We start from the raw sequence: 14,633 nt of genomic DNA on the forward strand, positions 1-14,633 counted from the left end.
AGCACGGTGTCCGGAACCTTCCTGCTGCTGATCTGCATCATCCTGGTGGCGCTGTCTTTCAGCCTGTTCCAGAGCGGCGTGCGCCGCGCCAGCAGCGAACGTGTGCTGGAGCGGCTCGCCGAAGGCCAGCCTGCGAAGGCACCGACCCGCGCTGCGTGGGCCGGCCTGGAACGCATGTTCCAACGCGCCGGCCTGGGCAAGCCCACCGAGCGCCTGGGCCTGTGGCTTTTCGGCTGGGCGCTGGGTGCATTGCTCGGGCTGCTGGTAGCCCAATGGCCAGGCCTGCTGCTGATGCTTGTGCTGCCACCACTGATCGCTCGCGCCTACATCGCCTGGCGCTATCAACACCGCGTACGCCGAATGATCGAACAACTGCCGTCGCTGCTGGACTACACCGTGCGCAGTCTGAAGTCGGGACGCACCCTCGCCGACGCGGTGCTTGGCGGTATCGACGCGGCCGACGAACCGCTCAAGCAAGCCATGGGGCGCATCCAGCGTAACGTGCAACTGGGGGTGAGCCTGCCGGATTCGGTGCATGACTTCGCGGAGTTCTACGAGCGCGATGAGTTTCGCCTGTTTGCCCTGGGTCTCAAGGTCAACCACCGCTACGGCGGCAACGCCAGCGAGTTGCTGGAAAACCTGATCAAGATGATCCGCGAAAAGGAACAGGGCGCGCGCCAGCTCAAGGCCATGACTGGCGAAACGCGCATGACCGCTTACGTGCTGGCCGGCCTGCCAGTGTGCATGGTCGGGTACTTCATGTTCGCCAACCCGCACTACCTGATGACCATGTGGAACGACGAAACCGGGCGTTGGATGCTGTTCGGCGCCTTGGCCATGGAGCTGACCGGCAGCTTCGTGATGTGGCGCATGTTGCGGAGTATCTGAGATGGCCCTGCTGGCGAGCGCGCTGATGTTTCTTGCGGCCTTGGTGCTGGTGGCCGGCCATTGGCTGGAACAGCGCCGCCGCCGGCGCCTGATCAACCTGCGCCTGCAGGGGCAGATCACCCGCCAGGCGCGGCTCGGCAGCCTGATGCGGCATCTGGGCGCCAGCACACTGGCCCAGCGCTCCGTTACTCTGGACACCGAAACCCAGACCCTGCTCAACCGTGTCGGCTGGCGCAAAGCCAACCAACGCTCGATGTTTGCCGCGTGCCAGGTCGGTACACCGCTGGTGCTGCTCGGCCTGACCCTGGTGGGCCAGCAACTGCTGTACCCGCACACGCCGTCGCCGTGGATCGCCCCGCTGGTGGCGCTGGGCCTGGGCTATCTGTTGCCCAAGCGCATCCTGGCATCCACGGCCAAACGCCGGCAGCAACGCATTGCCATCGAGATAGCCACCTTTATCCCGCTGCTGCGCATTATGTTCGAATCGGGCATGGCGGTTGAGCAGGCCCTGCGCGTGCTGAGCAGCGAGGGCCAGCGCCTGCTGCCGGAGTTGACCCAGGAGCTGCGGCTGGTCCTGGCCCGCGTCGATTCGGGCCTGGAGCTGGGCGAAGAATTAGGCAAGACCGCACGCGTGCTGGCCGTGGATGAGTTCAACGACACCTGCACCATCCTCCAGCAACTGATCCTGCAGGGCGGCGGTGCGATGAAATCGCTGCTGGCCCTCAAGCAGTTGCTCGACGACCGACGCCTGACCCGTTTGCAGGAATACATCTCCAAGATGTCGGCAAAAATGTCGGTGGTGATGATGGTGTTCCTGTTCCCGGCCTTGCTGATCGTGCTGGGCGGTCCGGCCTTTATCGGTATCGCCCGTGCACTCAGCCACTTTTGAGGAAAGCCCCCGATGAAAACACTGATTGCCGGTCTGGCCCTGATGATGCTCGGCGGCTGCGCTGCCAATGGCCAGTCACCGTGGGCGACGTTGACCACACCCGGCAATTGCGCCAAGCCAGGTTCAGAACAGGAACTGGCGCTGAACCTGGCCGACGACCTCGCCAACGAGGGCAAGCTGCACGCCAGCCTGGCCAACCTGCAAAGTCTGCCCGATGCGCTGCCCCAGGTGCGCCAGCGCAAGGCCCGGGCTTATCGCTTGCTCGGACGCAGTGAGGCCGAGCCGTTGTATCGCAGCCTGCTCGGCACCTGTATGACCGCCGAAGGCGAACATGGCCTGGGCCAACTGGCCGCCGCCAAGGGCGACAATGCCCAGGCCATGACCCATCTTCAACGGGCGGCGCGGCTGGCGCCCACCGACGAGAAAATCCGCAATGATCTGGGCGTGGTTTACCTCAAGCAACGGCGCCTGGAAGACGCGCGTTTCGAGTTCCTGACCGCCATCGAACTCAAGCAAGGCGACCCATTGGCCGCCGTCAACCTGATAACGCTGTTGATTTACCAGGACGACTGGGGGCAAGCGGCGAAAGTGGTCAGCCAACTGGGACTGAGCCCTGAACAGGTCACCGAAGCCCAGGAACGTGCCGAGGCACTCAAGGCCGCCGGCGCAACGGCGCACAACGTCGCGACGGGCGGCGCCGCGCCACCTGTGACCGTGCAATAGGAGTCGACACAATGAAAGCCCATTACCTGGTTTTTCTAGGACTGCTGCCTCTGGCGGCCTGCGCCATCGAACCTGGACCATCCTCACCGCAGCAAGCCGAAACGGAGCAGTGGCTGACGTTGCAGGTCAGCGGCCAGGCCGCCTCGCCGACGCCGCAAACCGGCAGCCCCGCCGAGCGCGAGCAGGCGTTGCAGCGTTGGCTGGACAGCAATAAGCATCCCATCCCGGAGTTCTTCGAACAGGGCGCCGACGGTGCATCGTCCGGCGGCGCGCGCCGATAAGTGCCCGTCAGTGCGCCGGGATGCGCTGACGCGCCATCGCACTGGGCGACAGGGCCAGCGCCAGCTGGGTGCGGTTGTGCATCTGAGTCAGGCGCAGCACCTGGGACACGTACAGCTTGACTGTGTTCTCGGTAATGCCCAGCTCGCAGGCGATCTGGTAGTTGGTCTGGCCCTTGCCCACCAGGCGCGCCACGTCCAGCTGGCGCGGTGACAGCTGCATGAAGATCGGCGCAACGTCCGCCGGCAGCGCGGCATCCCTGGGCGCAGCGTCGTCGGACGACACCGGCGCTCGGCGCACCTTATCGAGGTCCTGGTAAAGGTCATTGATGGAGTCGGAGAGGTCCTGCAACTTCTGGTTCAGGTGCCCCAGCTGCAGCTTTTTTTGCCGCTCGTCCAACGCTGCTTCCTGGCGCTGGATACCTTCGAGCAGCTCATGCAGATCGACAGGCTTCTGGTAGTAATCCGAAATCCCCGCGCGCAGCGCTTTGATCACATCCTGCTTGTCGGCGCGACCCGTGAGCATGATCGCCTCGAAGGCGCGTTGCTTGCCGGCAAGCGTCTGCATCGCCTGCACCAGTTGGATGCCATCCATGTCCGGCATATGCAGGTCGCACAGCACCAGACCGATCTCAGCGTCTTCAGCAAAACGCTGCAACGCATGATGGCTGGATTCACAGGGCACGCAGCGGTAGCCACTGTCTTCCAGAAACTCACACAGTTCTTCCACGATCAGGGGTTGATCGTCGACCACAAGCACTTTTACTGCCGGTATCAGCTTATTCACGCGCGACTCCATGCCTGGCAGCCCAAAGGCGACCTATCCATTCGGACGACTGATTGACGGGGCGTTCCCCTAAACCTAGACGCAGTTTGTAACTCTGTACATAACGTCCGCCCGCTATTGAACCCACAGCCAGTAGAGGGTGAAGCCCACCAGGACACAGGGCGCGAACGGCTGTTTTTTTGACGCCCTCAAGCCCGTTTTCGAAAGACGCACCGCAAGCCGTTGACCCGCAAGCACCCAGCCCCCTTGCGCCACAACCGCGACGATCAGCGACCACAGCAGGCAATCCACCGTGCCGGCCAGGCCCAGAGCGGCGAGCAGTTTCACATCTCCCGCGCCGAAACGACCGAGGGCATAACCTGGCAAGGACAACGCCAGCGCCACTGCCAATGCCCAGCCACCTTCGACGGCGGCCCCACCGAGCCAGGTAGTGCCCGTGCACGCCAGGTAGATCAAGGCTGACAGCGCCGCGCCCAGAGTCAGGCGATTGGCAATCCGCCGCTGTCGCCCGTCCTGTAACGCGCAAAGCCCCAGCCACACCAGCACCACCACGCCGTGAATCACGTAAAAAAAGTCCCTTTTCGCTGATTGATTCTATGCTGATATCAAGTAGTAGCCGTCAGGGTAGACGCAGTCATGAAAACCGGCCTCCCCCGCCAGCAGAAAGGCGCCGCCGCCATCGAGTTCGCCTTGGTCTTCGGAATGTTCTTTGCGGTGTTCTACGGCTTGATCAGCTACAGCCTGCCCTTGCTGCTGATGCAATCGTTCAACCAGGCCGCGGCCGAGGCGGTGCGTCAAGCCATGGCCGTGGACCCCGCGACCGCCGGGACGGCCTACGGCGCGCAACTGACTCAACGCGCCAAGGACACAGCGGTGGGCCAATTGAGCTGGATCCCGGCCAGTTTCCAGTTCCAGCGTGACGATGTGAGCGCCACCTATACCGGCAACACCTTGACCGTCACGATCAGCTACCCCTCCTCCCGACTCTATGCCGTATTCCCGGCCCTGGTCCTGCCGGGCGTAGGCACCGTGCCCAGGCTGCCGGCCAATCTGGCGGCACGTTCGAGCCTGCAGTTTTGAAGGCCGGAGAGCACCTGTTCGGGCGCTTGCTCGGCCGTACCGCTGGCGCCGATCACACGCCCACCGCCAGCGGCTTGCAGGTGCAGTTGGATTCGCGCGGCCAGGTCATGGGCCTGAGCGCGGCGCTGCGCGCGCAATTGGGCCCGAGCACCGTGGGCGGGACGCGCCCGCACCTGCGCCAATTACTGTGTGCCGGCAGCACCCTGAGTATCGAAGGCAACCCGGCCGAGTGGCAGCACCAGAGCCTGGACCTGGATTTTCAGGGGGCGGCCGGTCAGGTGCTGCACACCCGAGGGTGGGTCGAGCCCGATGCCGACGGCTGGGTCTTGCGCCTGCTGGATGTGGGCGATTTGCTCGAAGGTCGGCAACTGGCTCAGGACCGCGAACAGAACCATCAACTGGCCTGCCGAATGAGCCAGCAATTGCGCGTGTGCAGCCTTGGCCGCTTGCCCGAGGTGTTCAACGAGCACTTGCGCAGCCTGTCGCAACGCTGGCGCATCCCGTGTGTCGCCGTGGCATTGCTGGATGAGGATGATCAGGGATGGCGAATCTACAGCCAATATGCGGCCCACGATGCACCAGCGTTGTGGCAGACCGGCCAGCGCCTGGGCACGCGTCTGGACAGCCTTAACGGCAACGCACCGTTGCGCCTGGACACGGCCCGGGGGCGCAGCGACAACCCACGCCTGCACAGCGTGTTCGGCGATGCCGACGGGGTGCTGGTGCCGTATCGGGACGGCCAGGGTGTCGCCGCCTGGCTGCTCTGCGGTTTCTACCGCGGCCAACCGCACACCCATGACCAGGATTGGCTGGACCTTGCCGCCGCGCTCGCCGGCCCGTTGCTCAGCCGCCTGCGCGAGCAACACCATCATCAGCAACTGGAGCGGGTCGAAGCCTTGCAAGGCCTGCTTGGCACCGGCTGGTGGGAACTGCTGCCCGCCACCGATGAAATCCAGCTGGCGCCGCAGTTGCTGCACAGCCTCAGCCTGGAGGACGGCCCGACCCGCCAGCCGCTGGCGGTGTGGCTGGAGTTGATCCACCCCGCCGACCGCCAGGAACTGCACAGCCGCCTGCACGACCTGCAGACCCTGGGCAGGCCGCTGCTGACCGGTGTGCGCCTGCAACGCAGCGACACCGCGCAGAATCCGATCTGGTATCGCGTGCAAGGCCAAGTGCTGGGCGAGGGCCGGCAGCGGCGCTGGGTCGGCTTCATGCTCGACATCAGCGACATCAAGAACCAGCAAGTGCAGGCCGCCGCCGCCCATGCGCGCCTGGACAACCTGATCGCCAGCGCCCCGGCGGTGATTTATGTGCAGCGCTACGTGAGCGGCGCGCTGCACCCCGTGTTCTTCAGCGACAGTTTGCTGCCCCTGCTCGGCTGGACTCTGGCCGACTGCGACCACGAGCACCTGCCCGCACTGATCCACGCCGACGACCGCGACCTTTACTTCGAGCGCACGCGCCAGTTGCTACGCGAGGGCAGCGTGCGCAGCCGCTACCGTGTGCGCGACAGCCAGGGCCATTACCACTGGCTGCTCGACGAGGCCAAACTTTTGCGCGACGACCTTGGCATACCGGTGGAGGCGGTGGGCCTGTGGCTGGACGTGACCGAAGCGACACTGGCCGCCGAGCGCATTCAGCAAAGCGAAGAGCGCTACCGCATCCTGGTGGAAGACTCGCCGGCGATGATCTGCCGTTACCGCCCGGACTTGACGCTGACCTTCGGCAACACGCCGTTGGCCCATTACCTCGAATGCCAACCCGCTCAATTACCGGGGCTGAACCTCGGCCATTGGCTGTCGGACGAACAGCGCCGAGCCTTTGTGCAGCGTATCGGCCGATTGACCCCGGAGTTTCCAGTGAGCACGGCGGAAATCAGCCTGGCGCTGCCGGGGCGCGAACATGCCTGGTGGGTGTGGTCCGACCGTGGCGTGTTCGATGCGCACGGCACACTGCTGGAGGTACAGGCCGTGGGCCGCGACAACACCGAAGTGCGGCGCTCCCAGCAGCAACTGACCCAGAGCGCCAAGATGGCCACCCTCGGCGAAATGGCCACCGGCCTGGCCCACGAAATCAACCAGCCGCTGAATGTGATGCGCATGGCTATCGTCAACGTGCTCAAGCGCCTGGGCGACGGTAACGCCGAGGTGGCTTACCTCACCGAAAAACTGCAGCGCATCGACGCCCAGGTGCAACGGGCCACCCGCGTGGTGGACCACATGCGCGTATTCGGCCGCCGCTCGGAAATCGAACAGCAGCCCTTCGACCCCGCCCAGGCGGTGGAGGGCACCCTGGCGCTGCTCAGCGAAGGGTTGCGCGGCAAAGGCGTGGAACTGCGCGTCACCGCGCCGGACGTCGCGGTGCAGGTCAACGGTTATGTCGACCAGTTGGAGCAAGTGTTGATCAACCTGATGGTCAATGCCCGCGACGCGCTGTCGAGCCAGCGCGAAAAGAACCCGCAACTGCGCCCTTGGATCGCGCTGCATTGTGAGCACGACAGCCGGCATGTGCGCCTCTGGGTGGAAGACAACGCCGGCGGCATCGACCCGCGTCTGCTGGAGCGGATTTTCGAACCGTTTTTCACCACCAAGCCGATCGGCGTGGGCACCGGGCTGGGCTTGTCGGTGAGCTACGGCATTGTGGAAAACATGGGCGGACGCCTGAGCGTGGTCAACGGCGAACAGGGCGCGCGGTTCTGCGTGGAATTGCCGGTGGCTCAGATCACCAGGTAAGCGCGGCCCATATGGCAACTGAGGTTGGCGCCGACTTCGGCGTTGCCCAGGCTGATGCCCAGGGACTTGAGCAGGCTGTTGACGACAGGGTCAAGCAGCGGCGACAGCACGCCCTGAACCAGCGAGATCACCGAGTTGGCAATGGTGTTCATCGTGCTGGCCACGCTCGCCAGCGCGCCGCTGGACACGCTGCCGCTGGGAGGCACATAGGTGACCTGCAGAGCGCTCAATGTCGCGCTCAGGCTGCCGATGATATTGCTCGTGCCCGCCGCGGGGAGGTAGGTGGGCGTGGCGTTCATCTCCGCCACGGGGGCAAATACCAGCGGGCCGGACTGGGCACCCACGGTGGACAGCGCTTTGACCGTCAGGCCACCGCCCACATTCGGTGTGCGGTTGGGGCTGCAGAGCAAGTTCAATACCGCACACGAACGCTTGCCGAAATCCACCAGCCTCAGCGGTTGCACGACCACCGGCGCGGTGGAGGAAAACGCCGTCGAACTGATGGTGCCGATGCCTAACGTTGCTGCGGAGGTGCTGGTCTGCGTGGTCAGAGACTTACTGGCCGGCGTGGCGCAGGCGTAATCGGTGACATGGCTTTCAGCACTGCCGGCCTCGATGTAGATCGACAGCGTATCGCTGATCGCCACATCGGTGATTTCGCAGGAGACCAGACAAAGGAGCCCACCCACCGCCGCTGGAATATTCAAATTCAACAGGCCCTTCACCAGGTTCGAAACCGGTGTACGCAGCCCGCTCAGTACCGTCGCGACCGAAGACACACCATTCAAGACAGGTGCCTGCACCGTTATCAGCGTGCGCACCTGCGCCGTACGCACGGCTATCTGATCCGTCGGCGGCACATTATTAAGCCCCGCCTTGGCCTTCGCCGGGTTGCCGATCGCCGACAGTTGCGGCGGCTCCATGATTTTGGTCTGCACCGATACATTGCCTACCAGTGGAATATTCAACTGCACCGCTGCGCTCACCGGGTTCTTGCTGCTGGACAATTGCGCGGTGGTTTGCAGCAGTTGGAACAGTTGAAGGTTGCTGTTCAAAGCGGCAGCCGACGTACCGGTGGCAATTTTGAGCAACTGCCCGACCGTCAACTGCCGAGTGCTGGGGGCAATCGCCTGAACCTTGATTACATCGTTGATAACGGCGGTGGCCACGGCGCCGTTTTTTTGCAGGACCTTCACCGACGCGTCGATCAACTCATTGGCGGACACCGCCGTACTGAGCAACGCATCGTAGTCGCCCGCCTTCACGTTCAAGGTAAGCGCCAACTGATCAAGGTAACCGAGCAGGTTGACGTTGGTGTTCAGCAGCCCATCCCAGCCTGCCGCGGTCAGCGACAGGCTGCCGCCCAGCAGGCGCCCCATCGCCAGGTTCAAAACATCTGACTTTGCCGAATCGACGGTGCCCAGGTTGCTGCGGATGCTCAGTTGCGCCACGGGCGGCGCGTAGGCGGCCACGGCGGTGGCGCTGAGTTGGGTCTGGGTGGATGCCGAACCGCCGCTGAACAGGCTCCAGAGGCCGCTGACAACGCTGGTCATCACGCTGCGGGTCGCCACCACGCGTACGGCCTCGTTCTTGGTGGCATCCGGGTTGAAGACGCGGATATTGCCGGCATTGGTGACCAGCGTACCGCACGTCACTGTCAGGCCACGGCTGCTGTCGCCAGTCACCGTGAAACCGTTGCGCGCGGCATTTTCCCTGGCGAAGTCGTTGGCTGTGGTGGTGGGGTTGCACAGGCCGCCGCGCCCGGCGGCTTCCAGGGCCGAGGTGTCGGCGATGGATTGTAATTTGCGCTTGTCCAGGTACAGGCGGCCGCTGTCTACCGCCAGCAATAAAAAGACCAGGGCTACCGCGAGGGTGCCCGCCGCCATCAAGCTGATGGCACCACGCTGCCTGCAACCGATTCGGGGAGACATCAGGCACTCCTTCGCGCTTACTCTCCGTAGGTTCGAAGGAGTGTAGACAAGGATGGCGGGGGCTGCCGCGCCGGCGGCGGTCAGCGATCAGTGGGGTGGATAACTGGAGAGGATACGAGTGACCGTGGTGCGGATCGCGTTGTTGCGATCCTGTGGGTTCGGGGTGCTGCTCATCAGTTGTTCGTCGCTGCCGCGCCACACCAGTTTGCCGTCCTTGCCATCGAGCAGGTCGATCTGGATGGTTGCCACCTTGTAGGTGATGTTGCGGGTTTCGTTGTACATCGGCGCGCCCCAGTAGCCGTTCCATGGGCCGCCCCAGGCGCCGCCATAGTTGGTGGTGACTTGTTGCTGGCGGTCTTCGACGATCAGGTAGGCCTGCACGTTCACGTCCGCCTTGGTACCGGCGGCGGCCGGGCGCAGACCGCGCTGATCAAGTTGTTCGCCGACGGCCTGGCGGATGCGCTGTTCGGTGAGGTCGCTCTGGATGCGCGGGTCATCGGGGCGGTACTGCAGGGCAGGGTCTTTCCAGGCCCAACTGCGGTACGCGCCGAAGTCGCGGCTGGCATCGAAGTCGTGGTTGACCTGACTGGTCTGGCAACCGCCCAGCAGCATGGCAAACGCAAGCGTAGCGAGACGACGGAACATGGTGATTCTCCAAAAGCGACCGGTGCGTTAAATGAGAATAGCGGTTAACGGGGAGGGTACGCGGCCATGGCCTTTTGTACGGCCTGGCGCAATGCTTCGGCCCGCTCGCCGAGGCTGCCCTGGCTGCCGGTTTCCGCGCTGGCGCTCCATACCGGCTGGCCGCTGCGGGCATCGAACAGGTTGATGCGAACCACCACCACCTGCACCTCATAGGTGCGTACCACCGGCACCGTGTTGTACATGCCGTAGCCCGGACCATAGCGGTTGTAGCCGCTGTAACCGTAGCCGTAATCGTCCTGGACCTGGCGCAGGCGTTTCTCCTGGCGCACGTCGGCGCTGACCAGCAAGTCCGCCGGGCGATTGTCGTGCAGAGGGCGCAGGCCGCGCTGGTCGAGCGCGCCGCTGACCGCTTCGGCGATTTGTGCCGAGTCGGCCCAGGCCGTACCCGCCGGGAGCCGGCCGTTGCGCCAGGCCCAATTGCGATAGGCGCCGTAGTCCCGTACCGGCGCCGGGTAGGCGCTGGCATCGAAGGTGCCGGCAGCCTGCGGCGGTGCCGGCGGGATCGGCGCCGAAGCGGCCACATAAGGGTTGGGGCTGGAGCATGCGCCCAGCCCGAGAGACAGCAGGATCAAACACAGACGACGCATTTCGACCTCCGCAGACTGGGCCGCTTAAACCGGACGGCAGATCCAGTGCAAATAACGCCCAAGTCCGGCAAAGCTTGGGTGACGACGGTGAATGAGCTCCATCTCGATAAGGTCCTGCAATGCGGCGCGAGCCTGGAACTCCACCGGCATGTAGTCGTGGAAGACCCGCACCCCGCTTTGGCTTTCGACCTGCCACAGCCCTTCGAGTTGCGCCGCCAGCTCTCGCGGGTCGAGGGGCTGTTGCGGCGTGAGGCTTTGCTTTTCGCCGGCCATGTCGTTCTTGCGCATCTTGCGGAAGTGGCCTTTGAGCAGGTTGCGGTAGATCAGCGCATCGCGGTTGTAGAACGCCAGGGACAACCAGCCGCCCGGCGCGGTCAGCTGATGCAGCACCGGCAGGATGGCGTGGGGTTCGGCCAGCCACTCCAGCACGGCGTGGCACAGCACCAGGTCATAGGGTTGCGTGAGTTGGCCGAGCAGCTCCTGCCAGGGCGCGTGGATAAAGGTCGCATGCTGCCCGGCTTCGGCGAAGCGTTGGCGCGCGCCCTCGAGCATCGGCGCGGCGGGTTCGGCCAGGGTTACCTGGTGACCACGCTCGGCCAGCCAAAGCGACATATGCCCCAGGCCCGCGCCAATATCGAGCACGCGCAATGGGCGATCAGGCAGCGCTTCGGCCAGGTCGGCCTGCAACACCGCCAGGCGGATCGCGCCTTTGGCCCCGCCGTAGATTTTTTCGGCGAAGCGCGTGGCCAGTTGATCGAAGTGACGATCACTCATGGGGCGAACCGCCGTTCGCTGTCGGCCAGTTTGGCACGCACGACCTCGTTCATGTCCAGGCCCAACTCACTGCACAGCAACAACAGGTACAACACGATATCGCCGACTTCCTGTCCGGCGTGGGCAAGTGTGTCGGCGGGTAATTGGCGGGATTGATCTTCGGTGAGCCATTGGAAGATTTCCACCAGTTCGGCCATTTCCACACTGGCAGCCATGGCCAGGTTTTTCGGGCTGTGAAACGGTTTCCAGTCGTTGGTATCGCGGATGCGATGCAGGCGTTCGGTGAGGTGTTCGAGGTTCATGGGGCGGGCTCCTGAAGGTGTATAGCTTCGGGGGGATGAGCGTTGAAGGCAAGTGAATCACCTGGGTTGGTCTTCAGGCCGCCATCGGGGGCAAGCCCCGTCCCACATTTGAATGCATTTACATATCAAAAAGTGGGAGGGGGCTTGCCCCGATGAGGCCCTAATCCACTACGCTGAATTCAAGCCTGGCGGTTTGACCGGCCTCATCCAACACACTGAGCTGGTAGCGGCCCAAGCGCTCGAAACTGGCATTGATGCTGTCCTGGTTGGCACTGTCGCCCAGGGGCGCGCCGTTGAGGAACCACCAGCGCCGGCCGCTGCCGCCCAGGGCGGATAGTTTTAGCTGTAAAGCCTGCTGGCTGCCGGCGGGCAGGCGCAGTTGGTCGCCTTCGCGCACACCGACAATCGACAACGGTGAAGAAGCCGCCAAGGCCGGTGGCGGGCAGTCCGGGTCGGCCGCCGGGATGCGCGCTTCACGGCGTTCAGCCCTGGGCAGCCATGGCTCCAGCGGCGCGGGCCACAGGGCGATATTCCTGGCAACCGCGCCGGGACAGTGGGCGTCCACACGCAAACCCTTGGCATTGACCCAAACGCTCTCCATCAAGCCCACGCTCAACGGCTGATCCAACGCCTGTAAAGTCGGCGGCGTGGTGTTGTCCAGCGTCCAGGCAAAGCGCTGGCGTCGGCAATTGGGGTCGGTGCGGCTCATGGGCTGGCCCAGCGGCCAACAGATCGCCGCCACGCCGACATTGGCCGGCACCGCTTTGACTGGCGCGCTGATGCCGCGCTGGCTGTCGCGGTTGGTCAGCACATCGTGCACCTGCAGCATCAGGGGCGCCGCCGACGCCAGGCCGAACTGGCCAGGCACGGGCGTGCCGTCCGGGCGGCCGATCCAGATGCCGATCAAGTAGCGCGGCCCCACACCAATTGCCCAGGCATCACGGAAGCCGTAGCTGGTGCCGGTTTTCCAGGCCAGCACCGGACGCTGCACCAATTCGGCACGCGGGTCGCGATCCGGTCGAGCCTGGCCGCTGAGGATGCGCCGCACAATCCAGGCAGCCCCTGGCGACAGCAGCGGCCGTTCTCTGAGCGTATCGTCCGGCTGAAATCGCAGGGTGGCGCTTTTGCCGTCGCGGGCAAAGGCACTGTAGCCGCTGACCAGATCCTCCAGGCGGCTGCCCGCGCCGCCCAGGATCAGCGCCAGGTTCGGTTCGGCCAGCGCCGGCAGCGCCAGGGGCACGCCGCCGATGCGCATCTGCGCGGCGAAGCGCTTGGGCCCGTAGGCTTCCAGCAATTGCACCGCCGGCAGGTTAAGCGAACTGGACAGCGCAGTGCTCGCCGGCACCGCGCCGGTAAAGCCCATGGAAAAATTGCCCGGACGGTAATCGCCATAGCGCCGGGGCACGTCCTGCAGCAGCGACTCGGAATGAATCAAGCCGTCATCCAGCGCCATGCCATACAGGAAAGGTTTCAGGGTGGAACCCGGCGAGCGTAAGGCATTGACCATGTCCACATGCCCGAAGCGCTTGGCATCGTTGATGTCCACCGAGCCCAGGTAAGCGCGTACCGCCATGCTTTCTTCCTCCACCACCAGGATCGCGGCCGAGGTGTGCTCCGGCAGGCGCGCACGCCAGCCCAGCAACAGGTCTTCGAGGCGACGTTGCAGAGTGGCGTCGAGGGTGGTGCGGATCAGCGGCGGGCTGTCGGGACGGTTCAGGCGGCGCGCGAGCAACGGCGCCAGGCTGGGCTCCAGGCGCGGGGCGAGCAGCAGCGGTTCCTCCAGGGCTTCATCGACTGCGGCCTGCGGCCACACCTTGAATTCGGCGAGGCGCCGCAGCACTTTGTCGCGGGCCTGCTGCGCGCGTTGCGGATGGCGATCCGGGCGCAGGCGGCTCGGTGCCTGGGGCAATACCGCCAGCAACGCGGCCTCGGCATGGGTCAACTGCGCCGGGGACTTTCCCAGGTAAGCCCAACTGGCCGCCGCCACGCCCTGCAAGGTGCCACCAAAGGGCGCGCGGTTGAGGTACAGGTTGAGGATCTCGGCCTTGGACAGGTGCCACTCCAATTGGGCCGTGCGCCACAGCTGGCGCAACTTGCCGTGAAAGGTACGCGAATGCGGGTCCAGCAGACGCGCCACCTGCATCGACAGGGTACTGCCACCCGACACCACCCGCTCCCCGGCCAGGTTCTGCCAGGTCGCCCGCACCAACGCCAGCGGGTTCACGCCAGGATGCTGATAAAACCAGCGGTCTTCGTAGGTGAGCAGCGCGTCGAGATAGTACGGCGACACCTCACGGGTCTGCACCGGGTAGCGCCACACACCATTGGCATCGGCAAACCGCCATAACGGCGTGCCATCCTCGGCCAGCACCACCCGCGCCAGGTCGTCCTTGGGCAGCGGCAGGGGCCAGAGGCGGTCCGCCAGCCAGAGCAGCGCGATCACTACCAGCACAACACCCAAAACCCAGCGCAGTAACTGTGATAGCCGAGCGCATCCAGCCATGATTAAACGAAACCTCAAACCGGCAAACCTCTATGCTTGTGGGGAACTAGCCCGCTGCAATTACAACCAAAGGCACACACACGCCCACCTTCTGATCAGGACACTCACATGCAGGTAGAAAGCTTCTTCGAATGGCTGGGCCAGGCGCTCGGTTCCGTCATCCGCTTTATCGTCGATGGCCTCAGCGGACTGTTCGGTGCCCTGACCCACGCCGGCAGTAACTTTGTCGAGGGTCTGTCCCGCACCTTGGGCATGGACACGTCGATCATCAGCATCATCACCCTGATCATCGGCCTGATGCTGCTCTACTCGGCCGTTCGCGCCTTTATGCGGGCGTCAATCATCATGGGCATCATCTGGCTGATGCTCGGCCTGTGGCTGCTCAGTTGGGTCGTGCACTGACCCCCAAGACTGTCATTGCCGCTGTGGGAGGGGGGCTTGCCACCTCCCACAT

The 14,633-nt window shown here is 64.4% G+C and carries 15 protein-coding genes; 7 read left to right on the forward strand and 8 right to left on the reverse strand.

All coding sequences use genetic code 11. The annotated features are described in order from the left end of the window. Window positions 1-6 precede the first annotated feature (6 nt). The 4 genes from G7025_RS20175 to G7025_RS20190 are packed head-to-tail and all read left to right on the forward strand — an operon-like array spanning window position 7 to window position 2,781. Window positions 7-888 (forward strand): type II secretion system F family protein, encoded by an 882-nt coding sequence (locus G7025_RS20175; protein ID WP_181080863.1) that lies wholly within the window; start codon window positions 7-9, stop codon window positions 886-888. A gap of 1 nt (window position 889) precedes the next feature. Beyond that, on the forward strand, window positions 890-1,777 hold the full coding sequence (locus G7025_RS20180; RefSeq protein ID WP_181080864.1) for a type II secretion system F family protein: 888 nt from the start codon (window positions 890-892) through the stop codon (window positions 1,775-1,777). Window positions 1,778-1,789: 12 nt separating this feature from the next. Next, complete coding sequence (locus tag G7025_RS20185) at window positions 1,790-2,500, forward strand: tetratricopeptide repeat protein (RefSeq protein ID WP_181080865.1); 711 nt, start codon at window positions 1,790-1,792, stop codon at window positions 2,498-2,500. An 11-nt stretch (window positions 2,501-2,511) separates the two neighbouring features. Further along, window positions 2,512-2,781, forward strand: a complete 270-nt coding sequence (locus G7025_RS20190; RefSeq protein WP_181080866.1) for a DUF3613 domain-containing protein — start codon at window positions 2,512-2,514, stop codon at window positions 2,779-2,781. A gap of 7 nt (window positions 2,782-2,788) precedes the next feature. Here G7025_RS20190 and G7025_RS20195 read toward each other — a convergent pair whose 3' ends face one another. Continuing rightward, complete coding sequence (locus G7025_RS20195) at window positions 2,789-3,565, reverse strand: response regulator transcription factor (protein ID WP_181080867.1); 777 nt, start codon at window positions 3,563-3,565, stop codon at window positions 2,789-2,791. A 114-nt stretch (window positions 3,566-3,679) separates the two neighbouring features. After that, window positions 3,680-4,129, reverse strand: a complete 450-nt coding sequence (locus G7025_RS20200; protein WP_181080868.1) for a prepilin peptidase — start codon at window positions 4,127-4,129, stop codon at window positions 3,680-3,682. Window positions 4,130-4,201: 72 nt separating this feature from the next. Between G7025_RS20200 and G7025_RS20205 the strand changes: the two genes are divergently transcribed. Both G7025_RS20205 and G7025_RS20210 read left to right on the forward strand, forming a co-directional pair. Then, window positions 4,202-4,645: a TadE/TadG family type IV pilus assembly protein gene (locus G7025_RS20205; RefSeq protein WP_181080869.1), complete on the forward strand. Its 444-nt coding sequence runs from the start codon at window positions 4,202-4,204 to the stop codon at window positions 4,643-4,645. Then, window positions 4,642-7,377: a PAS domain-containing sensor histidine kinase gene (locus tag G7025_RS20210; protein ID WP_181080870.1), complete on the forward strand. Its 2,736-nt coding sequence runs from the start codon at window positions 4,642-4,644 to the stop codon at window positions 7,375-7,377. The genes G7025_RS20205 and G7025_RS20210 overlap by 4 nt, the downstream gene beginning before the upstream one ends. Here the strand turns inward: G7025_RS20210 and G7025_RS20215 are convergent. From G7025_RS20215 to pbpC, 6 genes are all read right to left on the reverse strand, one after another. Then, window positions 7,362-9,308, reverse strand: a complete 1,947-nt coding sequence (locus tag G7025_RS20215; protein WP_181080871.1) for a TadG family pilus assembly protein — start codon at window positions 9,306-9,308, stop codon at window positions 7,362-7,364. The genes G7025_RS20210 and G7025_RS20215 overlap by 16 nt on opposite strands. A gap of 87 nt (window positions 9,309-9,395) precedes the next feature. Next, entirely contained in the window at window positions 9,396-9,953 is a 558-nt protein-coding gene (locus G7025_RS20220; protein WP_181080872.1) for a DUF4136 domain-containing protein, read from the reverse strand. Between the two features lie 44 nt (window positions 9,954-9,997). Next, window positions 9,998-10,600: a DUF4136 domain-containing protein gene (locus tag G7025_RS20225; RefSeq protein WP_181080873.1), complete on the reverse strand. Its 603-nt coding sequence runs from the start codon at window positions 10,598-10,600 to the stop codon at window positions 9,998-10,000. Window positions 10,601-10,624: 24 nt separating this feature from the next. Beyond that, window positions 10,625-11,374: a methyltransferase domain-containing protein gene (locus G7025_RS20230; protein ID WP_181080874.1), complete on the reverse strand. Its 750-nt coding sequence runs from the start codon at window positions 11,372-11,374 to the stop codon at window positions 10,625-10,627. Continuing rightward, window positions 11,371-11,676: a MazG-like family protein gene (locus G7025_RS20235; RefSeq protein ID WP_181080875.1), complete on the reverse strand. Its 306-nt coding sequence runs from the start codon at window positions 11,674-11,676 to the stop codon at window positions 11,371-11,373. Before G7025_RS20235 ends, G7025_RS20230 begins: the two co-directional genes overlap by 4 nt. A 160-nt stretch (window positions 11,677-11,836) precedes the next feature. Further along, window positions 11,837-14,179, reverse strand: coding sequence for a peptidoglycan glycosyltransferase PbpC (gene pbpC / locus G7025_RS20240; RefSeq protein ID WP_181080876.1), 2,343 nt, complete (start codon window positions 14,177-14,179; stop codon window positions 11,837-11,839). Between the two features lie 108 nt (window positions 14,180-14,287). Between pbpC and G7025_RS20245 the strand changes: the two genes are divergently transcribed. Next, window positions 14,288-14,581, forward strand: coding sequence for a hypothetical protein (locus G7025_RS20245; protein WP_034095695.1), 294 nt, complete (start codon window positions 14,288-14,290; stop codon window positions 14,579-14,581). The last annotated feature ends 52 nt before the right edge of the window (window positions 14,582-14,633 follow it).

Origin of the sequence: Pseudomonas lurida, assembly GCF_013522705.1 — a bacterium.
GTDB lineage: Bacteria > Pseudomonadota > Gammaproteobacteria > Pseudomonadales > Pseudomonadaceae > Aquipseudomonas > Aquipseudomonas quebecensis.